Raw genomic sequence first — 21,784 nt, forward strand, 5'->3', positions numbered from 1 at the left:
GAGCCTCTCGCCCCCCTCACTTACCATTTACTATTGTTCGAGTAGCACAGTGTTTCGGAACAGGGTTGCATCCGGCCGCGCGCGGCTGAGTCGGTCGCGTTTCCTCAACCAATCGACCACTGCGTGCCAGGCAGATCGGTCACATATACATCCTGTCTTCGGGGAGCTCGTCGTCACGCGTCTGCATTCGATCTACGAGTTCGGCGTAGTACTGCTCAACTTCGGCCGCGAACGCTTCGAGCGGCTCGGAATCGATGTCGATGCCGTACACGTCCCCGACCGTCTCGACCAGGCGGATCGCGGCCTCGACGTCCGGGACCTGCGCGTGGACGGGCGTGACGAACGTACAGACTCCGAGTGGCGAGTCGAGGCCGCGTTCGATGAGCGCAGCGTTGGTCCCGTCGAGAAAGCCCTGCCCCATCGGCGGTATCGACCCGTCGGCGAGTCGACGCTCGCGGTAGTCGTCGGTCGCGATGTAGTACGTCCGGTGTTCGTTCGGGCCGTGTGGGATGGGGACGCCCGAGAGGATAGCCACCTCGCGGACGCCGTTCGCTTCGGTCCAATCGAGGATCACGTCGGCGAACGTCCGGCCGGCCCCGACGGGGACGAACAGTTCTCCGACCAGAACGCTCACCTCGAGGTCGTCGCGGGAGAACAGCCGCGTGTGGTGTCGTGGACGCCCCTCCTCGAACGGCGTCACAGTCGGCAAGCCCTCCGCGGAGAGGTGTCCCTGCTCGGTCAGTTCGAGGTGGTCGACGAGGTAGTCGACGGCGGTCAACCCCGCGAGGCCGAACGACGAAAATCCCGCGAGGAGCGTCTCGCTCGGCTCGGAGTCGTGAGTGATCGTGAAATCCGGCTGTAGTGGCGGGGGATCGGCCATATTGAGTGTGACGGTAACATACCTCTTATGATTTTCTCGCAGACGACGCCTGCGCCGCCCTCGGGAAGAACGCTTATGCTTCGCCCCCGTCGTGGACGCAGATATGCAGTCGGCGACGACGTCCACGGGAACGCCGGTACCGACCCCTACGCCGTCCGTCGGCGAATCGCTCGGAGGCGTCGTCCCCCAGTGGCTTCAGTTCCCCGGCTGGCGGTGGGTGTTGGCCGCGCTGATCCTCGGATTCGGGATCCTCCTCTCACGATACGTCGTCCGACTCGTCGGGCGCTCCGTCGCGAAACAGTTCCACCGGCAGAGCGTCGCACAAATGGTGCTGCGGCTGGTTCGCCTCGGGGTGGTCCTCGTCGCGCTCGGCGTCGCCGCCAGCGTCCTCGGGCTGGAGATCGGCGACCTCGTCCTCTCGGTGACGGTTTTCTCGGCCGTCCTCGGTATCGTGCTCGCGCCGATCGTCGGGAGCATCATCAACGGGCTGTTCATCCTCGCCGACCAGCCGTACGAGATCGGGGATCTGATCGAACTGGACGACGGCCGGCGCGCCTTCGTCGACGAGATCACGATCCGCTACACGAAGCTGTTTACCCTCGACAACACGTTTCTCGTCATTCCGAACTCCGCGATCCGGGATCACTTCGTGACGAACTACTCCGCGGAAGACGAACGCGTCCGGCTCAGTCTCGACGTCGTCGTCACCTACGAATCCGATACCAAACACGCCCGAAAGTTGATGCGGCGCGCCGCCGCCAGAGACGACGAGGTCGTCGAGGGCGGGCCGGACATCCGGATCGGCAGTGCTCGGTATCCCGCCCGTCCGACGGTCCTCCGGTCAGCCTTCGGCGACGACGGCGTCGTCCTCACGCTCCGCTACTGGGCGCAGAAGCCCTACAAGATCCCGACCATCGAGTCGCGGGTCCGCGACCGGATCTGGGACGCCTTCCACGACGCCGATATCGAGTTCGCCTATCCGCACCGTCACCTCGTCTTCGACGACACCAGCGGCACGCTCGATGCACGAGTGAGCGGGCAACGCGGGCCGCTGGACGGACGCGAATCGAGCGGCGGGGTCGCACGCGGTGAGGAGGTAACAGGTGGAGAAGCAAGCGGTAGCGACGAACGAGGCGTAACCGAACACGCCGCAGTCGAGCGGGGGGCGGTCGACGAGTCACCCACCGAGACCGACGCGACCGACGACGCAGACGAGTCGTCAGTCGACGACGCATAGGAGACGCGTCGGGCCGTCGGAAAACGCCGTCCGCTACCCGTCGGCGCGGACGGTGATCACCGTGCAGTCGAGTTTCTCGCGGAGGTACGCCTCGATGTCGGGGTCGTCGAGGAACCGGCGGAGCATCTTCCGCCACCGACTCGCCTGCTTCGAGCCGAGGACCACGACGTCCGCCTCGTCGGCCGCGATCTCTTCGAGGATCGTCTCCTCGACGAGAAAGCCACGGCGAACGACGTAGCGCGTGCGTTCGAGCGGCCCGAACGACGCTTCGACGGCGCGCTTCAGTTCGGCGCGAGTCACGCCGCGGTTCTCCTGATAGAGGTCGACGTGGAGGACCGTCAACTCGGCCTCCCGGTCCTTGGCGATCCGGATGGCCTCCGAGAGCGTCGCTCGCGAGTGCTTCGACAGCGGATACCGGACGGGAACCACGACGCGCGTCATCGTCGGATCTGACGCCCCCACGGCTCCTGAACGTTTTCACTCCGGAGGGTTTCGCGGCCGCGACCGTCTCGAAAGCGCCGACGGAGTCCCTCGGTCGCGGCCGTCATTCGTCCGCTCCAGCGGGCGCCGTTCGACCGCCCGAAACGCGCTCGATCCGCCCGTCGACTGCGGCGTCGATACCGAACTCGCGAGCGTAGGCGGCGAGCACCTCGAACTGGATGTCGCCCTCGCCCGCGCGGTGCCGTTCTTCGAGCGTCGGGAACTCGTGGTCGGTGTGCAAGAGGTACGCGGAGGTCGCGATCGTGTAGGTTGCCTCGGGATCGATCGGCTCGCCGCCGACCCGCGCTGCGAGGAGTTCCGTCGCGTCGTCGTCCCACCGGAGTTCCGCCCCGGAGACGTGGCCGTGCCACCACTCGGGTTCGCCGAAGTCGACGACCGCCGCCGCCGACTCGCGGAAGACCTCCCAGAGTTCTGCGCCGGTGAGTTCCGCGCGGACGACGTGTTCCTCGAAGGGAATGACGCTCACGAGGTCGGCGACGGTGACGTCGCCCGAGAGCGGCGGACCGTCGCGGATTCCGCCGCTGTTCTGGAGGCCGACGTCGGTTTCCAGGGACCACCGGTAGGCGTCGGCGACGAAGTTACCGATTCGGGCCTCGCCGCCGAACACCGCCGGTTCGCTGCGGTCGATCGGCTGGTCGACGTGGGCGACGACCTCGTCGAGTCCGGCGGCGTCGACGCGCCCCTGGAGTGCGGACACGACGTCGTCGGCAACGGGGGCGTCGGCGGTCTCGTGGCGTTCGACGTCGATCGACCCTGACTCCTCGAGCGCCACCTCGAAGACGACTCGGCCGTTCGCGCCCGGACGGAGCAACAGCGTCTCGTCGACCCACTCACGCCGCTCCGCGTGGACGTGCCCGCCGAGGATCACGTCGACGTCGACGCGGCGCGCGAGGTCGTCGTCGCCGCCGCCGAGATGTGAGAGCGCCACGACGCGGTCGACGCCCGCCGCACGCAGTTCGGCGACGGCCGTCCCGGCGGCCTCGTAGGGATCGCTGAACTGCAGTTCCCCGGCCATCGGGTTGAGCGAGGGCGTCGCGGGATCGGTGACGCCGACGAAGCCGATCCGGACACCGTCGATCGTCTCGATCGTATGCGGAACGACGTCGTCGGCCGCGAAGCGCTCCCCGTCGCTCTCGTAGACGTTCGCCGACACCCACGTCTGGGGCGCGGCGGCGACGAGCGACCGCGTCGCCTCCGGGCCGTAGTCGAAGTCGTGATTGCCGAACGTCTCGACGTCGGCGTCGACGGCGCGAAAGAGATCCAACGCCTGTCGACCCCGTTCGATCAGCGAGAGCACGCCCGGTGCGGTGTTGTCGCCGCTCCCACAGACGAGCGCATCGTCGCCGGCCAGAGAGCGGAGCGCGCCGGCGAGGCGCCCCACGCGGGCCGGGTCGTCGTAGACGTTCTCGACGTCGGAGTAGTGGAGGAGACGCGGCATTCACGCTCTCTGGTGGGGCGACAGAAAAGAAGTCGTCGGTGTGTCGTCCATATCGCCACAGCGGGGTCGTACCGCCGCGCAGGGTGCGACGACCTCGTACGCTACTCCGCGCCCTCGCGGAGTTGGAACGCGACGGTGACTTCCGCCTGGTACTCCCGTCCTTCTACCGAGGCGACCTCGACGCCGAGTTCCTCCACTTCGATCCAATGTACGTTGTCGAGCGTCTCTTCCGCACGGTCGATCGCATCGTCGACCGCTCCGTCGAAACTCTCTCCGCTCCGTCCGATTAGTGTTACTTTTTTGAAGACCATCGCCGTGCTGGGATACAACACGGAGCACGATAAGTCTCGGGGCCGTCCGGCGGCCGCGTTGCACTCTGCTGCCGCCTCGGTAGCCGTCCCCGTGACGCTGTCGACTCACGGCCCGGCCCGCCGCTCTTCGAGCCGAGCCGTCAGTGCGTCGATCACCTCCCCGAGCTGTCTGCTGCCGAATATGGCGACGAGGATCGCCCCGACGGTGTCGAAGACGAGATCCAGCATCGAGTCTTCGAGCCCGTACTGCGTGAGGACGCCCTTCGTTCCGGTATGCGATGCGGCGAGGCCGATCCCGAACTCGATCACCTCCCAGAAGACGCCAAAGGCGAGGACGAAGAGCAGGATGAAGACGAAGTGAAACCGCGGCGGAAACGAGACCGAATCGGAGTGGATGTCGACCGCGCGGGTCGTCGCGTAGCCGACGGCGGCGACGAGACTCGCCGAGAGGGCGTGCGTGAGGTGGTCCCACCACCAGACGTTCGCGTAGGGCTTTCCGATTCCGGGGATCGTGAGCGTGCCGACTGCGTGGAGAAACACCGCCGCAGAGATCCAAAGCGTCAGCCCGGCGTCCATCGGAATCCCGGCGTCGCGTTCGAGGATGCCAGGGAGAAACGTCACGACGAGCCCGATGAGGGCGTTGACGACGACGCCGGCACTTCGGAGCAGCAAGCCCGCCAGGAGCATCAGCACCAGAAACGCCTGCATCCCGCGGGCGGCCTGTCGCTGGCGGCGGTCAGTGATGTGGAGGATGTCGCGGATCCTCATCGGTCATCAGCCTCCTCTGTGGAGACGCCGACCTCGCCTGGGGGCCGCGTCCCAGCGTCCTCATCCGGCCGTGCACCCGGGTCGCTCTCGGGGATGCGCCGGACGAGACGGGCGTGACGCCGGAAGTAATACTCGAAGAGAACACCCGCGAAGATCCCGGCGAACGTCGCGGCCACGAAGTCCCACATCAGCGCCTCCTCGATGACGGCCTCGGGGCGGCCGTCGTAGAGGAATCGCGTCCCGAGCAGGACGTCGGAGAGCCAGCGGACGACCGCCCAGATGCCCGCGGCGGCCATCGTGGTCACGACGACGAACACGACCGCGAAGCGGTGGCTCATCTTCACCTCGGTGAACACGTCGAGTTCGACTGCGATCAGGAGCGCCACAGCAGCGACGGCGACGTACGTGACGATCCGGCCGGAGAACGTCATCCCGCCGACGGTCTCGCCGGCGACGAGCGCTCGCGAGACGATGGGGAGGGCCGCGAGAAGCACGACCTCCCAGGGGAGCATCGCGGTCGGGCTCCGGCGGGCGATGGGCGGCACGAGCGCGACGGCGAGGACGGCAATCGTGAACCCGGCCCACTCGTGATCGCCGTCGACGAGCTGTGCGACCGCGGCGACGGCTAAAAACAGGAGGATCGAAGCGGCCAACGCGGCGTTGAGCCGCCGGCTCTCGACGACAGTCGATAGGCCGGAGTTCGACATACCGTCGGGTAGGCGGCTCTGGGTACAAAACGGTTCGTGCGGCCGCGGTCGAATCGCTGCGGCCGCAGATCGGAGACGGCGCTAGCTCGCGTCCGGGAGGTGAACGTCGTAGTCGCCGTCGTCGTCGACGCCGATCACGGCCCACTCGTAGCTCGGATCGACGCTCGCGAGTCGATTCTGTACGTCCCCTGTGGCATCTTTCGGTGCGACAAAGCATCGGAATCGATAGTCGTTAGACGGCTCGCCGCCGTCCGCGAGCACGCGGCGTCCGCGTAGATCTTCGCCGTCCGAAAGCGCCGTGACGCGAACGGTGCGCCACTTTCGCTCGGCGACGAAGTCCGGTCCGTCGCCCGAGACACTGTAGCCCAGCCGACTGAAAATCGCCCGGGCGTCCTCCGAGGGAGGCATGCTGACAGGGGGCATGTATCTGAGGATACTGCACCCGACAGCATAAATCTTGTTACGATATGACACACGGATGGTCGCGGACGTTTATCTCCCATTGGGAATCAGTTCGCCCGGATGAACTGCCCATCCTGCGGCACGTCGCGTCGGTACCGGTCGGTGCTCTGCTTCGCTTGTGTGCGAGCGGGCGTGGACCCAACAGCGGTTGCAGGCGTCGACAGCGCGGTCCGCGACCGACTGGAACGCTACTTCGTCGTCTCCGCGCTCAGGTGCGCCGACTGCGGCGATCCGCACGAAACTGTGACTGTCGGTGAAACGTCGTACACCGCCGCCGACTTCGGTATCGACTCTCCCGCCGAGTGGGTGCGAGAGATGGACAAAGAGGAGGCCTGGATCGCGAAACACGCCTCGGCCGTCGATCGCGCGCTCGACGCGCTCGAACGCGAGTGGCCGACCGCGGTCGCCGCCGTCCGCGACCGCCGTCACCCTCGGTGAGGCCGGCCCTGCTCACGCAGACGGAGGGGTCACTCGTGTGCTGCGTCCCACTCGTCGGGCTTTCGGATGTTACCGCAGACGTTGCACTCGATGCGTCCCATCGTGTCCATCGCGTTGTCCGTCGACTCGCAGTTCGAGCAGTAGTAGCCCCACCGTTGCTCGTGGTCAGGTGTCGTGTACACGACGAAGAACGGTCCCTTCGCACCCCGGAGCGTTTCAGTCCGGTCGACGTAGACGGTCTCTCCGTCGGGCGTCTCGACGGGATCGAGTTCGACAGCCATACCCGCGATTGACGGGGTGTCGGTATAGACCTCACGCTCGGTCGAGTCGCCGATAGATCGCGGAGCCGTCGCGGACCGGAAACGGTGAGTCCCGAAAACAGTCGACGTCGCTACGTCCGGAACGACTCGCCGCAGCCGCACTCGCTGACGACGTTGGGGTTCTCGACGTGGAAGCCGGCGCCCTGGAGACCGCCTTCGTAGCGCAGCGTCGAGCCGCCGACGTAGTTCTGGCTCGCGGGGTCGACGAACACCCGCAGGCCGTGCTGTTCGACGATCGCGTCGTCCGCTTCGGGTTCGTGGTCGAAGCGCATCCCGTAGGAGAGCCCCGCGCACCCGCCCTGTTGGACGAACAGTCGGAGACCCGCCACGTCGGTGTCGAGCCCTTCGGACTCGATGAGTTCGAGCGCTTCCGATGCGGCCTCCTGCGTGACGGTCACCGCCGGATCGCCACTGCTGTCGGCCGTTTCGGTACTCATATTGCTATATTATAGCAAGCGCAGCGTGTTAATGTTGACGCTGCCGGCGATGCACTCTGGCCAAGCCCTCACGACGGGAGATATTTGTCCGGGGGTTTCGAACCGCCGCGTATGTACGAGACGATTCTCGTTCCGACCGACGGCAGCGACCAAGCGGACGCCGCACTCGACCACGCCGTCTCGCTCGCCCGGGAAAATGACGCGACGATTCATCTCCTCTACGTCGCCGATACGAACCGCGACAGCGTCACGACGGTCGGCGGCCGGGTCGTCGACGCGCTCGAAGCCGAGGGCGAACGGGTCACCTCGGAGACGAGAGAGCGACTCGACAGCGACGTCGAAATCGTCGACACAGTCGAGACGGGCGACCCAGTGGAGACGATTCTCGATTACGGCGAAATGGTCGGCGCCGACCTCATCGTGATGGGGACCCACGGCCGCTCGGGCCTCGATCGATACCTCCTCGGCAGCACGACCGAGCGAATCGTCAGACTGTCGTCGATTCCGGTGTTGACCGTCCGCGAGGAGTCGGAGTGAGCCGCCAGGAGACGTAACCCGGCGCCTCAAGTCGTCGAACACCGCTACGCGCCGAGAACGGCTACTCGTCGAGCACCGGAGGGCCGGAGGTCCCCACGTCTGCGGGACCGCCGGTATCGACGGGGCGAACGCCGGCCCCGACGACGATGCCCGGCACGTCGCTCTCGCCGGCGACGAGGACGTTCTCGAACCCCGCCGTTCGGAGCGCCGCGGTGAGTCCATCGGCGGACGTCGTGTGGACCGCCCGCTTTTCGGTCGTGACCGCGGTCTTGCCCGTCCGGCGGTCGGAGATCCGATAGTCTATCGTGGCGACGCCGTCGGCCGCGACGTCGACCGCACGTTCGAGCAGGTAGCGCGACCCGCTGTAGGTCTCGACGCCGGAGTCGAGGACAGCGGTCGGATCGGTCGGCGCGGCGACGACGAAGATGCCGCCCGGCCGAAGCGCCCCGTAGGCCGCGACGGAGAGGTCGACCGGCGGCACGTTACTCGCCACGTCCTCGACGGCGCAGACGCCGTCGAATACCGGTCGGACGGGGGGCCGAGTCGGGTCGCCACGGACGACGGCCGCGCCGCGCGCCGCGGGGAACCGAACGTACTCGCGCCTGGAGTCGACGCCGACGACGTCGTACTCCGTTCCCAGTTCGCGGAGGAGCGCTCCCACGCCGCACCCCAGTTCGAGCACGCGGTCGACGTCCGCAGAGAAACGCGAGGCGACGAGTCGCTTCCGGCGCTCGCCCCACCCGTCGGGAATCGACCGCGCGTGCACGGGAGCGAGCGTCGTCTCGGCACCGTGGTCGTCTCCCGGATTCGAAAGCACGGCCTCACAGGCGTCCGCGAAGGTCGGAGGACGGCGACCGCGGTCCGACATCCCGGATCACTCCGCGTCCGTCGGTTCTGTACCCGCGCCGTCGGTGTCCACGCCCTCGAACCGCGTGCGGACGCTCTCGGCGTGCGCTTCGAGCCCTTCGGCTTCCGCGAGCGTCGTCACCGTCTCGGAGAGCGCCGCGAGGCCGTCGCGGTCGAGGCGCTGGACGGTCGTCGAGCGGAGGAACGTGTCGACCGAGAGCCCGCCGTAGCGCTTTGCCCCGCCGGAGGTGGGGAGGACGTGGTTCGTCCCGGAGGCGTAATCGCCGGCCGCGACGGGCGTGTACGGGCCGAGGAAGACGCTGCCGGCGTTCGTGATCCGATCGAGCAGCGCCTCGTCGTCGTCGGCCTGGATCGAGAGGTGCTCGGCGGCGTACTCCTCGGCGAACAGGACGGCCTCGGACATCGACCGCGCGTAGAGGACGCCCGAGGCGTCGTTTTCGAGCGCCGCGCGGACCACGTCCGCACGCTCGCGGTCGTCGGCCTGCGCTTCGGCCGCGGCGACGACGTCCTCTGCGAGGCTCTCGTCGTCGGTGACGGCCACGACGGACGCGTTGGGGTCGTGTTCGGCCTGCGCGACGAGGTCGGACGCGACTAACTCGGGGTCGGCGGTGTCGTCGGCGAGGACGAGCACCTCCGAGGGGCCGGCGAGGAAGTCGATGTCGACGTCGCCTCTGACTTCGGCTTTCGCCGCCGTGACCCACTTGTTTCCGGGGCCGACGACCTTCTGGACGGCGGTGACGCTCTCGGTCCCGTACGCGAGCGCGCCGATGGCCTGCGCGCCGCCGACGCTGTAGATTCGGTCCGCGCCGGCGACGTGTGCGGCCGCCAGCGTGACGGGATTGAGGTCTTCCGCCGGTGGCGTCGCGAGCGCGACGTGTTCGACCCCCGCGACCTTCGCGGGCACGACGCCCATCAGGACGCTCGAGGGGTACGCCGCAGTGCCGCCGGGCGCGTAGACGCCGACCCGTTCGAGCGGCCGGAAGCGCCGGCCGAGTTCTCGGCGCCCGCTTCCGGACTCGCCGCCGTCCGAACCGAACGACGCCCGCCAGTCGTCGGGGACCTGACGCTCGTGGAACTTTCTGATGTTTTCCGCGGCGGTCTCGATCGCCTCGCGCACGTCGTCGTCGATCGCCTCGTAGGCGCGCTCGGCGTCGTCGGTGATATCCAGGTTCCCGACCTCGACGCCGTCGAACTCACGGCAGTATTCACGGACGGCGACGTCGCCCTCCTGGCGCACGCGGCCGACGATCTCGCTGACGTCGGCCCGGACGTCGCTCACGCCGGCGTCGCGATCGAAGAACGCCGCTCGCTCGTCGGGCGAGAGGTCAGAAATAGCCCGAACTTCCAGCTTCATACGGCGCGATTCGACGCGGGCGGGTAAGGACGTTCCGGATATGCGACCGCAGACCACGGTCTCGTGGCCGATCGAACGGGCCTGCCGCTGATCAGGCGACCTGTCGTTCGTCGGTGAACGTGACGGTCTGGTCGGCGGTCTCGACAGTTGTCTGAACGGTGATCCATCCGTCGGCGTTCTGCACCGCCAGCGCATCCTGGAATCCGAGTTCGACGCGCCGCGTCGTCGTGTAGGACTGTCCGGGACCGAGCGTCCCGACGCCGGCGTCACCACGCCAGACGACGTCCCCGTCGGTCCCCTGACCGGCGAAGATGCGGGTGTAGACGACGACGTCTTCGGCCGTCGTGTCCTGCTGATTCGTCAGCGTCGACGTGACGTCGCGGCAGGTCTGGCCACACTCCTCGATGTTCTCGATCGTGAAACCGAACGGTGGGGTCGGTGTGGCCGTCGGCGTGGCCGTCTCCCCACCCGAGCCACTGGCGACCTGCGTCGTCTCCTGTGCCGACGGTGCAGCCGTCTCCGTCGGGAACGGGTCGGCCGCACCGTCGTCGTTGCCGGGAAGAACGTCCGTGCCCGTGACGACGAGGCCGGCCCCGAGTGCGATGACAAGCGCGATGACGATGATCGGTTTTCCTCTCATAACTCGTGTGTGCGTGTGATCGTGAGTTGGCGTGTAGCCGGGGTCGGATCCGAAGCCCGTGGGGACGTCCGGGACCGCACCGGCTGCCGTCGAATACCGGATTGGTCTTCGAGCACGCGGATATGGGTATCGATATCTGTGCTGACAGGTGAGTGCGCCGGTGGCGTCACGCGTCCGCCGTCGACTCTCCTGCGGTTCCGGCCGCGTCGGCCGCGTCGGCCTCGTCGCCGTTACCGGCGGCCTCGCTCACCTCGGGACCGAGTGAGTCGAGCGTCCCGTCGAGGAACTGCTGGATCACGCCGTGTATATTCGAGACGAAGTCCGGAACAGGGCCGGGGAGGTCGTCCGGCGGCCCGGCCTGTCCGGCCGCACCCGAACGATCGGTTGCGTCGGTCGCCGCTGGCCCGCTGCCAGTGTCTGCCGGGGCTGTACTGCCGGGCGTCGCGGCCGCCGCACCCGTCACCGCGAGGAGTGCGGCGAGCGCGACGGCGAGTAGCGTCGTTCGTTTCATCGTCGATCCTCATCCGGAGCCAACAGCTGCACTGACGTTAAACGGGCCGTCCGTCAATCGCGTTTTCGTCCGGTTTACGCGACGTTTTACTCGGATGTCAACTACCCCGCCCTACTCGCGCTGACGCGCTCGTTGAGGACGGGGCTTGTCCATGAACTCGGCCTCGAACCCTTCCGGGTGGGCGGTGAATCCGTCGCTCGGCGTCACTGTTCCAGACTTGAGGGCAAGTTGACTGTTGCCCGTCCGCCGAGACGACTGTTGGCCTCGACGGACGTACCGCAGTCCGATGTTCTTCGCCGTCGCAAAGTCACGCAGTGACTTTGCTGCCCGCCGGATGTAATCCGGCGACCGCGTTGTAATCCGCGTTCGCCTCCGCCTCGCACTTCACGCACCGGAAGTCGTTTCGAGTCGAGCGGTTCTCATCCGCCGTGAACCCACACTCGGCGCACCGCTGAGACGTGTACGCCGATCCCACTTGCTTCACCGAGATACCCTCTGGCTCGGCCTTGTACTCCACTTGCTCGTACAACGTTCGGAACGCCCATTTGTGCCCCCACGACGCACCCGTTCGGTCGCGGATGTCCGTCAAGTCCTCGAACGCTATCACGTCGCACTCATAGCGGAGTGCTTCGTCTACGATAGCGTTCGACGCCCGGTGAAGCACATCGCGGACGTAGCGAAGTTCGCGGCCACTCGACTGTTCGAGCGTTCGGTGGGCGCTTCGCGTCCCGGTCTGTTGGAGTCCAGCACGTACCTTCTCAAACTCACGGAGGTCGTGAGCTAGCTCTCGCCCGCTGAAGAAGGAGGCGGTACTGGTGACGGCGAGGTTTTCGATCCCGAGGTCAACCCCGAGGACCGTTCCGTCCTCGGCGGTGTTCCGCTCGGTGTCGGTCTTCGATCGGCGGAAGCCGATATGCAAGAAGTACTCGCCGTCACGGGCGGTGAGCGTGCTTTCCGTGACACTCCACTCGTCGGAGTCAAGGTACTGCCGTTGGTAGCCTTCGTCGGCATCGGGCAGCGCAAGGTCACATCGGACGCGACTCTCCGTGGTGGAGAGCGACACCGTATCGTCGTCGAACAGCGTCATAGTCCGCGTATCGTATTTCACGGTCGGTGCGGTGAAGGTGGGCTTGCTCACCGTCTTGCCTTTGGAGCGGCGTTCGATACAGCCGGTGATGGCTTGGGCGGCTTGGTGAGTGGCAAGAATCGCGTGCTGACTCCCGAGGTCGGTGTGTTCGCGTATGTCATCGTAGGCGAGGGGCTGGACGTCGCTCTTAGCGTTGCAGACGTTCCACGCCATATCCGTGGCGAGTTGGCAACCACGCTTCCACTCGGAGATGGTTTCTTCGAGGAGGTCGCGTTGCTCGTCCGTAACTTCGAGACGAGTGATTGCCGTCCGACGCACGTAGTCGTCTGCCACAGTTTCAATGTGGACCTACTGCTACTTATAAGCCAGTGCTCATTGTCTATACGAACGCGCTCCTCCCCTCCCTACTCACTCGCTCCGCTCATTCCTTGAGGAAGGGGACTCCGCGCTACCGCCTCAGTTGAACTCGGAGTTCGCGCCGCCGCCTGCCAGCGCGTGGAGTGGGGAAAAGGCGTGCCCAGAAATCTCAGACCCGCGCGAGAACGCGCGCCGGTGCGCCGTCGGCGTCGATCTTCAACGGGCAGACGATCAACTCGAAGACCCCTGTTTCAGAGAGCGCACCGAGGTTGCAGACGTTCTCGACGATGGGGAGTCCCGCGCCCAAGAGCGCGCGGTGGGCCGGGAGGTCGTGACCGGGATCGGCGTGAGACGCGTTGTCGGAATCTTCCGCTCCGCCCGATGGATCGGGACTGAGCGCGTCGGTCACGACGGCGACGTCGGCCTCGGCGCATCGGCGCGCGGTTTCGGGCGCTAGATACGGGTGCGCGAGCATCCGGTCGGACCCCCACGCGTCGGCCCACCCGGTGCGGAAGACGAGCGCGGACACGCCGTCGAGACCGGCGTTCGCCCCGTCGGGTTCCAGCACGTCGGGAGCGATCGCCTCACCGGCCCCGACGTCCCGGCAGTCGACGACGCGGGCGTCGAACCGGAGGTCCTCGAGGTCGAACGCGCCGAGCGTCGCCCCGTCCGGTTCGGTGTGCGCGGGCGCGTCGACGTGCGTGCCGGTGTGGGACCCAAGTCCGACCCGGGAGACGCGGTAGCCGTCGGCTTCGTGCGTCGCGTGCGGTTCGATCCGCACGTCGGGATCACCGGGGTACGTCGGCATCCCCGACTCGACGGCCCGCGTGAGGTCGATCAGGCTGCCGTCCGCCGCGGGTTCCGAAACCGAGTCCGAGTCCGGGTCCGCCTGGTCGCTCACGAATGTGCCCTCACGAATGCGTCCTCAGGGATGCGTCCAGTAGACGACCGACTCCTCGGCGCCGTGTTCGTCGACGCGGGCGAAGCCGATCCGCTCGAACTGGACCACGTCGTCGACCGCGGTGTCGGCGAAGTCGGGTTCGGCGACGCCCGTCACGTCGCCGTCGGGCGAGCGCATCCGGACGTCGACGACGTCTTCGGCGGGAGCCCAGTGGACGACGTCGACGTCGCCAGCGCGGACCACGTCGATGTCGTCGTCGGTCGCGACGAGGTCGTCGCCCTCGCGGCGGACGCAGGCGTAGCCCTTCAGCCAGACGCGCTCGCCCTCCGCGGGCACGTCGTCGGCTTCGAGCACGACGCCGTCGGTCGCGGGGATGGTCCGCTCGCCGCGCTCCTCGTGGTCGGGGTGCAGCGGCGGGTGGCCCGCGTCCGGACCGCCCGCGACCGCGAAGCGCTCGCCGTCGCGGACGAGGAAGTAGCGCTCGGCGTCGTCGTCGACGAGATCGCGGTTCTCGGCGTAGATCGAACTCATCGAGAGGTCGACGTTCGAGGTCGACGTGCCGAGCGTGGTCAGCGCCTCGACGACCGCCTCACCGCGGATTCCGCGGCGGCGGAGGCTCTTCAGCGTCGGCGCGCGCGGGTCGTCCCAACCGTCGAGTTCGCCGGCCTCGATCTTCTCCTTCAGCGTCGAGGTCGAGAGTTTCACGTCGTAGGCGTCGACCTGGACGTGGCCCCAGTGGATCACTTCGGGGTACTCCCAGTCGAAGTAGTCGTAGACGAACTGCTGGCGCTTCGCGGAGTCCTGGAGGTCGATGCCGCGGATGATGTGCGTGACGCCCGTGAGGTGGTCGTCGACGCCGGACTGGAAGTCGAGCATCGGCCAGCACCGGTACGCTGCCGCCTCCTCGCGCGGGTGGGGCGTGTCGATCATCCGGAAGGCGACCCAGTCGCGGAGCGCGGGGTTCTTGTGCTCGATGTCGGTCCGCACGCGGAGGACCATCTCGCCGGCGCTGTACTCGCCGTCGATCATCGCCTCGAACTCGTCCATCGTGGTCTCGGCGTCTTTGTCGCGGTGCGGACAGGCCTCGCCGCTGTTCTTCAGGTCGGAGAAGGTCTCGCCCGAGCACGAGCAGGTGTACGCGCCGCCGGCGTCGATGAGGTTCCGGGCGTGCTCGTAGTAGGTTTCCAGTCTGTCCGACGCGATGATGACGTCGTCGGGCTCGAACCCGAGGTAGTCGATGTCGTCGAGGATGGCGTCGTAGGCGTCGAGATCCGGGCGCTTGGTCTCGGGGTCGGTGTCGTCGAACCGGACGATGAACGACCCGTCGTAGCGCTCCTTGTAGGAGCCGATGACGGCGGGCATCCGGGCGTGGCCGATGTGCCAGGGGCCGTTCGGGTTCGGCGCGGCACGCATCCGCACCTCGTCGTACGCCTCGGCGTTCGGGAGGTCCGGGAGATCGTGTTCGTCGCCCTCGTCTTCGGCTTCGATCTCCTCGAGTTCCTCCGGTGCGAGCGTCTCCAGACGTTCGCGCTTCTCCTCGGTCGAGAGGTCGTTGACGCGGGCGACGACGCCGCCGACGACGCCGGGGATCTCATCGCCGTGCGGGCGGAAGTCGGGATTCTCGCCCATCAGCGGCCCCATCACGGCGCCCACGTCGGCGTCGCTCTCGTACTTGACTGCGTTGAGCAGCGCGTGCTTTTCGGCCTCGCGCTCGACCTGCTCGCGTAGATCGTCGTCCATTACGCGGCAGTGCGTCCTCCCCGGTAAAAACAGACCCGGATTGGGTGGGTGGACGGCGCAGCGGTCCACGCGAGCCGACCGCTGATCGGCGGACGCTAGTATCCGCGCGAGATCAGGTAGTCGGCGATGTCACACAGCAGCGCGCGCGCCTCGTTGTCCGGGAGGACGTCGAGGTGGTCTTTCGCGTTCGCCGTGAGCTCTTGGGCCTTCTGCTCTGCGTACTCGATCGACCCGGCGGCGTCGAGTTCGGCGACCGCCTGATCGATCTCGGCTTCGGAGACGGACTCGACGTCGTTGGCATCGACGAGGTCGTCGACGTCGACGCCCTGCTGCCGTGCGTGCAGCGTGATGAGCGTCTCCTTGTTCTCGACGAGGTCCGAACCGCGCTGTTTGCCGAGTTTCTCCGAGGGGACTGTCAGATCGAGGACGTCGTCTTGGATCTGGAATGCGCGTCCGGAGTCGATCCCGTACCGATAGAGCGCCTCGACGGTCTCGTCGTCGGCGTCCATCAGGGTCGCCGCCGTCGCCGTCGCCGCGCCGTACAGCACGGCGGTCTTCAGTTCGATCATCTCGAGGTACTCCTCGGGGAGCACCTCGGTGCGGCGCTCGAACTCGACGTCCAGCGCCTGCCCCTCACAGATCTGTGTACAGGTCGTCGCGAGCCGTCGGACGGCTTCGAGACCGTTCGCGGGATCTGCGCCGGTCTCAGACAGCAACTCGAAGGCCTTCGCGTAGAGCGTGTCGCCCGCGAGGATCGCCGTCTCGGTGTCGTACTCTTTGTGGACCGCGGGGACGCCGCGACGGAGGTCGTCGTCGTCCATAATGTCGTCGTGGATCAGCGTGAACGACTGGATGACCTCGATGCTCGTCGCCGCCGACATCACGTCGATCTCCGAGCCGTCGAGCGCCGGGAACGCGTGGTAGTCGGCCGAGAGCGGTTCGACGTCTGCGAGCGCCTCTGCGGTCAAAAGCGACACCGTCGGCCGAAGCCGCTTGCCGCCGGCCTTCAGCAGGTAGCGGGTCGCCTCGTAGAGCCGCTCCGGGGACTTCATCGGGACGTCCTCGTCGAGCGCCTCGTTGACGAGCTCGCGTCGCTTCGTGACCGCTTCGAGTACCCGTTCCTCCGCCGCTTCCGAACTCATCTCACTCCACCAGCTGGATCATATTCCCGTTCCGCGTGACGTGCAGATCCCGGCCCATCGCGTAGCCCTGCGACTCCGCGAGGTCGACGTACGGCGCGAAGCCTTCGAGGTCCTGGTGGGCGGGGATGATGTGCTGCGGCTGGAGCGCATCGAGCATCTGGTAGTGGCCCTCCTCGCGCAGGTGGCCCGAGACGTGGATCTCGTCGTAGATGCGCGCGCCCTGCATCCGCAGGAGGCGCTCGGACTGGTAGCGCTGGCCCTCGTTCGTCGGTTCGGGGATGACCCGCGCCGAGAAGATGACCTTGTCGCCGTCCTCGATTTCGTAGGGGGTCTCGCCGCGGCCCATCCGGGTGAGCATCGCGCGCGGTTCGCCCTGGTGTCCCGTCACGATGGGGAGGTAGTTCTCCTTGCCTTCCTTCATAATCCGCTTGAACGTCCGGTCGACGGACTTCCGGTGGCCGTACATCCCGACGTCGTCGGGGAAGTCGACGAAGCCGAGGCGTTCTGCGGTGCCGGAGTACTTCTCCATCGAGCGGCCGAGCAGGACGGGCTGGCGACCGATGTCCTTCGCGAACTCGACGATCGAGGAGACACGCGAGACGTGTGAGGAGAACGTCGTGGCGACGATCCCGCCGTCGTAGTCTTCGATCGATCGGATCGTGTCTTCGAGGTGCGAACGGGCGTGCGACTCCGAGGGCGTCCGTCCCTTGCGCCCCGCGTTCGTACAGTCTTCGATGTAACAGAGGACGCCGTTGCCCTCGCGGCCGATCTCACGGAAGCGCTGCATATCGATCGGATCTTCCAGCACCGGCGAGTGGTCCATCCGCTTGTCGAGGCCGTAGACGATCGCGCCCTCGGGCGTGTGCACGACCGGGTTGATCGCGTCGATGATCGAGTGCGTGACGTGCACGAACTCGAGTTCGACGTTGCCAGAGTCGCCGATCGACATCGTCTCGCCGGCCTGCATCTTGACCAGGTCGTTGTCGAAGCTCTCGCTGAACTTGGTCTCGCCTTCGACCTGCTGTTTCACCAGTTCGATGGTGAACGGCGAGGCCACGACCGGCGCGTTGTACCGGTGGGCGAGCTTCGAGATTGCGCCGATGTGGTCGAGGTGACCGTGCGTGGGCACGATGGCCTGCACGTCGCCCTCGAGGTCGGACATCACCCGGTCGTCCGGGATGGCGCCCATATCGATCAGATCGAGGCTGTGCATCTTTTCGGTCTCCACGTTGTCGTGGATGAGGACCTGACTGAGGTTCAGGCCCATGTCGAAGATGACGACGTCGTCGCCCGCGCGAACGGCCGTCATCTGTCGACCGACCTCTTCGTATCCGCCAATTGTCGCGATTTCGATTTCCATAGTTGAATCCGAGCATCGAAAGCCACTGACGTGGCGAGGGTGCTCACTCAAACGTCCCGTCGTGTTCGACGGCCGCCCACAACTCGTGAGCGACGCGTCTCGGGACCGATCGGCCCCGGCGTCTTACAGCGCGTCGGTCGTCGGTCCCGCGTGCCCCGGAACGGCCGAAGCACTTACCCGCGGGAGTCTTGGTACAAAACGGTTCTCGGCCGGGTACTAAAAACTATCCGGGTTGGATACGCGCGGCGAATCTCTGCGCGAGAGTGCGGCAACGCACGCCGAGAAGACCCAGCAGCGGCGATCGTTCCCAGTACGACAGCCCACAGGGACGCACAGCGTCGGGGGACGCACCCACATAGGGTCGGAAACACTCGTATGTCGACCAGCGAGAGGGATTACCGTACGTCCGCATAGATTTCTCGCCGGATAGTACGGCGAGAATCTCTGAACAGTTACGATAATCCCTATGAGAACGTTCGCCGCCGTACGCCGACGATTCGGCGGTGGTCCGGCACATTTAATACCGAAACGGGAGGCGCTTGGGGTATGAGCGGACGACCCCTCGACGTTCTCGAAGCCGCACTCGAAGACGTCGTCACGGTCACTCTGAAGGACGGCACCGCGTACTACGGAACTCTCGCCGGGTACGACCAACATATGAACGCCGTTCTCGAACCGGCGACGGACGCGGACGCGACCGTCCTCGGGGAGCTGGACGTCACGGCGGTCGAAGACACAACGATTATACGCGGTGACAACGTCGTCACGATACAAACATGACGGGTGCTGGAACCCCTAGCCAAGGAAAGAAGAACAAGACGACGCACGTCAAGTGCCGCCGCTGCGGCGAGAAGTCCTACCACGTCAAAAAGAAGGTCTGCTCGTCCTGTGGCTTCGGCAAATCGGCGAAACGTCGCGACTACGAGTGGACGTCGAAGGCCGGCGACAACTGAACTGGCGGTCTGACACTACGTCTCTTCTCGCTTCGTTCTCCCGAGTCGCCGTCGGACGGCCGACACGGGACTCTCGAACTCGACACCCGCGAGCGCCCGGTATCGGGTGACATTTTGTCACCGGGCGCCAAACCGCGTGGTGTGACCCACGACGAGCAGTCCCACTCTGGAGCGGACACGCACGATACCGACCACCAGCACGAGGACCGCGGCCACGATCACGACGAGGATCACCATCACGGCCACGGAAACGACGATCACCATCACGGCCACGGAGACGACGATCACCATCACGACCACCATCACGCCCACGACGTCGCGTCGCTGTCTGCGGCCGTCGTCACGGTCTCCACGTCGCGGACGATCGACGACGACGCGGCGGGCGACGTGATCGCTGCTGCGTTCGACGATAGCGGCCACGACGTCACCGTCCGAGACGTCGTCGACGACGATTTCGACGGTGTGCAGTCGACCGTCGATCGGCTCGTCGACCGCGACGACGTCGACGTGCTGGTGACGACGGGCGGCACGGGCGTCACGCCTGACGACGTGACCGTCGAAGCCGTCGGCGACCTATTCCAGAAGGACCTCCCGGGCTTCGGCGAACTGTTCCGCCGACGCTCGGAGTCCGAGATCGGCACGCGCGTCGTCGGGACCCGTGCAACGGCGGGCATCGTCCAGGGCGTGCCGGTGTTCTGTCTGCCCGGCAGCGAGAACGCGGCCCGCCTCGGAAGCGAGGAGATCATCGTCCCCGAGGCGCCCCACCTCGCGGGGTTGGCGACGCGTGCGGAAGAAGCGGAAGAAGCGGAAGAAGCGGAAGAAGCGGAAGAAGCGGAAGAAGCGGAGGAAGAAGAACCCGACGCAGCGGACGACGAGGACGCACAAGACGCCTCGTAAGGTCCCGAGAACGGTACCGGCAAGGGGGGCGGCCGCAACGACGCATAACCGGCGAGCGAGAGGGTATGCGTGGCCTTTTAATGCCACTGCGACAACGACTCGTGTATGAGCAAGCAGGAACCCCCCGAACGCGAGGAGGACGGCGAACCGTTCTCCAGCGGGAAGGACCCCGACCTCCCCAGCACGGACGTCACCGAGGGGCCGGACAAGGCCCCGCACCGGGCGATGTTCCGCGCGATGGGCTTCGACGACGAGGACCTCGGCTCCCCGATGGTCGGCGTCGCGAACCCGGCCGCGGACATCACCCCGTGTAACGTTCACCTCGACGACGTCGCCGACGCGGCGATCAAGGGCATCGAGGACGCCGGCGGGATGCCGATCGAGTTCGGGACGATCACCATCTCGGACGCGATCTCGATGGGCACCGAGGGGATGAAGGCGTCGCTGATCTCCCGAGAGGTCATCGCCGACTCCGTCGAGCTCGTCGCGTTCGGCGAGCGGATGGACGCGCTCGTCACGGTCGCGGGCTGTGACAAGAACCTCCCCGGAATGATGATGGCCTCGATCCGGACGGATCTGCCCTCGGTCTTCCTCTACGGCGGGTCGATTATGCCCGGCCAGCACGAGGGCCGCGACGTGACCGTCCAGAACGTCTTCGAGGGCGTCGGCACCTACGCGCAGGGCGATATGAGCGCCGAGGAACTCGACGACCTCGAACGGCACGCCTGCCCCGGCGCGGGTTCCTGCGGCGGGATGTTCACCGCGAACACGATGGCGTCGATCTCGGAGGCACTCGGGATGGCCCCGCTCGGCACGGCCGACGCGCCGGCCGAATCCGACGAGCGCTACGACGTCGCGCGGCGCTCCGGCGAAGCGGTCCTGCAGGCCGTCGAGGAAGGCCTTCGTCCCTCCGACATCCTCTCGAAGACGTCCTTCGAGAACGCCATCGCCCTGCAGGTCGCGATCGGCGGTTCGACCAACGCCGTGCTGCACCTGCTCGCACTCGCCGCGGAGGCTGGCATCGACCTCACGATCGAGGAGTTCGACGAGATCTCGAAGCGGACGCCGAAGATCGCGAACCTCCAGCCCGGCGGCACGAAGACGATGAACGACCTCCACGAGGAGGGCGGCGTCCCGGTCGTGATCCGTCGCCTCCTCGACGCCGGCCTGTTCCACGGCGACGCGATGACCGTCACCGGGCGGACGATCGCCGAGGAACTCGAGGCGATGGACCTCCCCGACGAAGAGGAGGTCTCAGACGAGTTCATCTACACCGTCGACGACCCCTACCAGGAGGAAGGTGCGATCAAGATCCTCACCGGAAACCTCGCGCCCGACGGTGCGGTCCTGAAGGTCACCGGCGACGACAAGTTCCACCACTCCGGCCCCGCCCGCCTCTTCGAGAGCGAGGAGGAGGCGATGCGCTACGTCCAGGAGGGCCACATCGAATCCGGCGACGTCATCGTCATCCGTAACGAGGGACCGCAGGGCGGCCCCGGGATGCGGGAGATGCTCGGCGTCACCGCCGCCGTCGTCGGCCAGGGCCACGAGGACGACGTCGCGCTCCTGACCGACGGCCGCTTCTCCGGTGCGACCCGCGGCCCGATGGTCGGCCACGTCGCCCCCGAGGCCGCGGTCGGCGGCCCGATCGCGCTCTTAGAAGACGGCGATGAGGTTACCGTCGACATTCCCGAGCGCGAACTCTCCGTCGACCTCTCGGAGGACGAACTTGACGAGCGCCGCGACGAGTGGGAGCCCAAGGACCCGCAGTACACGACCGGCGTGCTCGCGAAGTACGGTAACGACTTCGGCTCGGCCGCGAACGGCGCGGTGACGAACCCCGGCGCGAAGCAATAAAACTACCCCACCTTTTTACCGGGGACTCGCGGCGCTTCGCACCGCTGCGGGAACCCAGCGCGCGAAAAAAGTCTCACTGAGC

24 protein-coding genes and 1 pseudogene are annotated in these 21,784 nt (G+C 66.7%); 7 read left to right on the plus strand and 18 right to left on the minus strand.

From position 1 onward, the window contains the following. Positions 1-139: 139 nt before the first annotated feature. A complete protein-coding gene (locus tag D3D02_RS07770; protein ID WP_121569404.1) occupies positions 140-880 on the minus strand; it encodes a proteasome assembly chaperone family protein in 741 nt (246 codons plus the stop codon). A 103-nt stretch (positions 881-983) separates the two neighbouring features. On the opposite strand from D3D02_RS07770, the gene D3D02_RS07775 reads away from it, so the two are divergent. After that, entirely contained in the window at positions 984-2,117 is a 1,134-nt protein-coding gene (locus D3D02_RS07775) for a mechanosensitive ion channel family protein (RefSeq protein ID WP_121569405.1), read from the plus strand. A 33-nt stretch (positions 2,118-2,150) separates the two neighbouring features. Here D3D02_RS07775 and D3D02_RS07780 read toward each other — a convergent pair whose 3' ends face one another. The 6 genes from D3D02_RS07780 to D3D02_RS07805 form a co-directional block, all read right to left on the minus strand. Continuing rightward, a complete protein-coding gene (locus tag D3D02_RS07780; protein WP_121569406.1) occupies positions 2,151-2,558 on the minus strand; it encodes a universal stress protein in 408 nt (135 codons plus the stop codon). 103 nt (positions 2,559-2,661) lie between these two features. Further along, positions 2,662-4,056 carry a bifunctional UDP-sugar hydrolase/5'-nucleotidase gene (locus tag D3D02_RS07785; RefSeq protein WP_121569407.1) on the minus strand — a complete coding sequence of 465 codons (1,395 nt, stop codon included), beginning with the start codon at positions 4,054-4,056 and terminating at the stop codon, positions 2,662-2,664. Positions 4,057-4,157: 101 nt separating this feature from the next. Beyond that, positions 4,158-4,367 carry a dodecin gene (locus tag D3D02_RS07790; protein WP_121569408.1) on the minus strand — a complete coding sequence of 70 codons (210 nt, stop codon included), beginning with the start codon at positions 4,365-4,367 and terminating at the stop codon, positions 4,158-4,160. Positions 4,368-4,472: 105 nt separating this feature from the next. Beyond that, complete coding sequence (locus D3D02_RS07795) at positions 4,473-5,135, minus strand: hypothetical protein (RefSeq protein ID WP_121569409.1); 663 nt, start codon at positions 5,133-5,135, stop codon at positions 4,473-4,475. After that, the gene (locus D3D02_RS07800) at positions 5,132-5,842 is read right to left on the minus strand and encodes a hypothetical protein (protein ID WP_121569410.1); all 711 of its coding nucleotides are present in this window, start codon (positions 5,840-5,842) and stop codon (positions 5,132-5,134) included. Before D3D02_RS07800 ends, D3D02_RS07795 begins: the two co-directional genes overlap by 4 nt. Positions 5,843-5,923: 81 nt before the next feature. Next, a complete protein-coding gene (locus D3D02_RS07805; RefSeq protein WP_121569411.1) occupies positions 5,924-6,265 on the minus strand; it encodes a hypothetical protein in 342 nt (113 codons plus the stop codon). 99 nt (positions 6,266-6,364) lie between these two features. Between D3D02_RS07805 and D3D02_RS07810 the strand changes: the two genes are divergently transcribed. Further along, positions 6,365-6,742, plus strand: a complete 378-nt coding sequence (locus tag D3D02_RS07810; RefSeq protein WP_147435585.1) for a hypothetical protein — start codon at positions 6,365-6,367, stop codon at positions 6,740-6,742. 29 nt (positions 6,743-6,771) lie between these two features. Here D3D02_RS07810 and D3D02_RS07815 read toward each other — a convergent pair whose 3' ends face one another. Both D3D02_RS07815 and D3D02_RS07820 read right to left on the minus strand, forming a co-directional pair. Beyond that, positions 6,772-7,023, minus strand: coding sequence for a DUF5816 domain-containing protein (locus tag D3D02_RS07815; protein ID WP_121569535.1), 252 nt, complete (start codon positions 7,021-7,023; stop codon positions 6,772-6,774). Positions 7,024-7,133: 110 nt separating this feature from the next. Beyond that, a complete protein-coding gene (locus D3D02_RS07820) occupies positions 7,134-7,499 on the minus strand; it encodes an iron-sulfur cluster assembly accessory protein (protein WP_121569413.1) in 366 nt (121 codons plus the stop codon). 111 nt (positions 7,500-7,610) lie between these two features. Between D3D02_RS07820 and D3D02_RS07825 the strand changes: the two genes are divergently transcribed. Beyond that, positions 7,611-8,036: a universal stress protein gene (locus tag D3D02_RS07825; RefSeq protein WP_121569414.1), complete on the plus strand. Its 426-nt coding sequence runs from the start codon at positions 7,611-7,613 to the stop codon at positions 8,034-8,036. A 61-nt stretch (positions 8,037-8,097) separates the two neighbouring features. Here the strand turns inward: D3D02_RS07825 and D3D02_RS07830 are convergent, their stop codons facing one another. From D3D02_RS07830 to D3D02_RS07870, 9 genes and pseudogenes are all read right to left on the minus strand, one after another. Next, positions 8,098-8,904 carry a bifunctional 2-polyprenyl-6-hydroxyphenol methylase/3-demethylubiquinol 3-O-methyltransferase UbiG gene (locus D3D02_RS07830; RefSeq protein WP_233560602.1) on the minus strand — a complete coding sequence of 269 codons (807 nt, stop codon included), beginning with the start codon at positions 8,902-8,904 and terminating at the stop codon, positions 8,098-8,100. Positions 8,905-8,910: 6 nt separating this feature from the next. After that, positions 8,911-10,257, minus strand: a complete 1,347-nt coding sequence (hisD, locus tag D3D02_RS07835; RefSeq protein ID WP_121569415.1) for a histidinol dehydrogenase — start codon at positions 10,255-10,257, stop codon at positions 8,911-8,913. 91 nt (positions 10,258-10,348) lie between these two features. Further along, a complete protein-coding gene (locus D3D02_RS07840; protein WP_121569416.1) occupies positions 10,349-10,897 on the minus strand; it encodes a hypothetical protein in 549 nt (182 codons plus the stop codon). Between the two features lie 166 nt (positions 10,898-11,063). After that, positions 11,064-11,408 (minus strand): hypothetical protein, encoded by a 345-nt coding sequence (locus D3D02_RS07845; RefSeq protein ID WP_121569417.1) that lies wholly within the window; start codon positions 11,406-11,408, stop codon positions 11,064-11,066. Between the two features lie 111 nt (positions 11,409-11,519). Next, positions 11,520-12,828 (minus strand): annotated as a pseudogene (locus D3D02_RS07850) (RNA-guided endonuclease InsQ/TnpB family protein). A gap of 193 nt (positions 12,829-13,021) precedes the next feature. Then, entirely contained in the window at positions 13,022-13,753 is a 732-nt protein-coding gene (locus tag D3D02_RS07855) for a cyclase family protein (RefSeq protein ID WP_255410151.1), read from the minus strand. 24 nt (positions 13,754-13,777) lie between these two features. After that, complete coding sequence (locus D3D02_RS07860) at positions 13,778-15,493, minus strand: glutamate--tRNA ligase (RefSeq protein WP_121569418.1); 1,716 nt, start codon at positions 15,491-15,493, stop codon at positions 13,778-13,780. Positions 15,494-15,588: 95 nt separating this feature from the next. Then, on the minus strand, positions 15,589-16,635 hold the full coding sequence (gene idsA3, locus D3D02_RS07865) for a geranylfarnesyl diphosphate synthase (protein WP_121569419.1): 1,047 nt from the start codon (positions 16,633-16,635) through the stop codon (positions 15,589-15,591). Between the two features lies 1 nt (position 16,636). Next, complete coding sequence (locus tag D3D02_RS07870) at positions 16,637-17,995, minus strand: ribonuclease J (protein WP_121569420.1); 1,359 nt, start codon at positions 17,993-17,995, stop codon at positions 16,637-16,639. 546 nt (positions 17,996-18,541) lie between these two features. Here D3D02_RS07870 and D3D02_RS07875 point away from each other — a divergent pair. From D3D02_RS07875 to ilvD, 4 genes are all read left to right on the plus strand, one after another. Beyond that, positions 18,542-18,775 carry an LSM domain-containing protein gene (locus tag D3D02_RS07875; protein WP_121569421.1) on the plus strand — a complete coding sequence of 78 codons (234 nt, stop codon included), beginning with the start codon at positions 18,542-18,544 and terminating at the stop codon, positions 18,773-18,775. Continuing rightward, the gene (locus tag D3D02_RS07880) at positions 18,772-18,948 is read left to right on the plus strand and encodes a 50S ribosomal protein L37e (protein ID WP_121569422.1); all 177 of its coding nucleotides are present in this window, start codon (positions 18,772-18,774) and stop codon (positions 18,946-18,948) included. Before D3D02_RS07875 ends, D3D02_RS07880 begins: the two co-directional genes overlap by 4 nt. A gap of 141 nt (positions 18,949-19,089) precedes the next feature. Then, entirely contained in the window at positions 19,090-19,845 is a 756-nt protein-coding gene (locus D3D02_RS07885; protein ID WP_121569423.1) for a molybdenum cofactor biosynthesis protein B, read from the plus strand. A 105-nt stretch (positions 19,846-19,950) separates the two neighbouring features. Beyond that, complete coding sequence (ilvD, locus tag D3D02_RS07890; RefSeq protein WP_121569424.1) at positions 19,951-21,702, plus strand: dihydroxy-acid dehydratase; 1,752 nt, start codon at positions 19,951-19,953, stop codon at positions 21,700-21,702. The last annotated feature ends 82 nt before the right edge of the window (positions 21,703-21,784 follow it).

The sequence above is a fragment of the Halobellus sp. Atlit-38R genome, from assembly GCF_003665925.1.
In the GTDB taxonomy this organism is placed as follows: domain Archaea; phylum Halobacteriota; class Halobacteria; order Halobacteriales; family Haloferacaceae; genus Haloquadratum; species Haloquadratum inordinatus.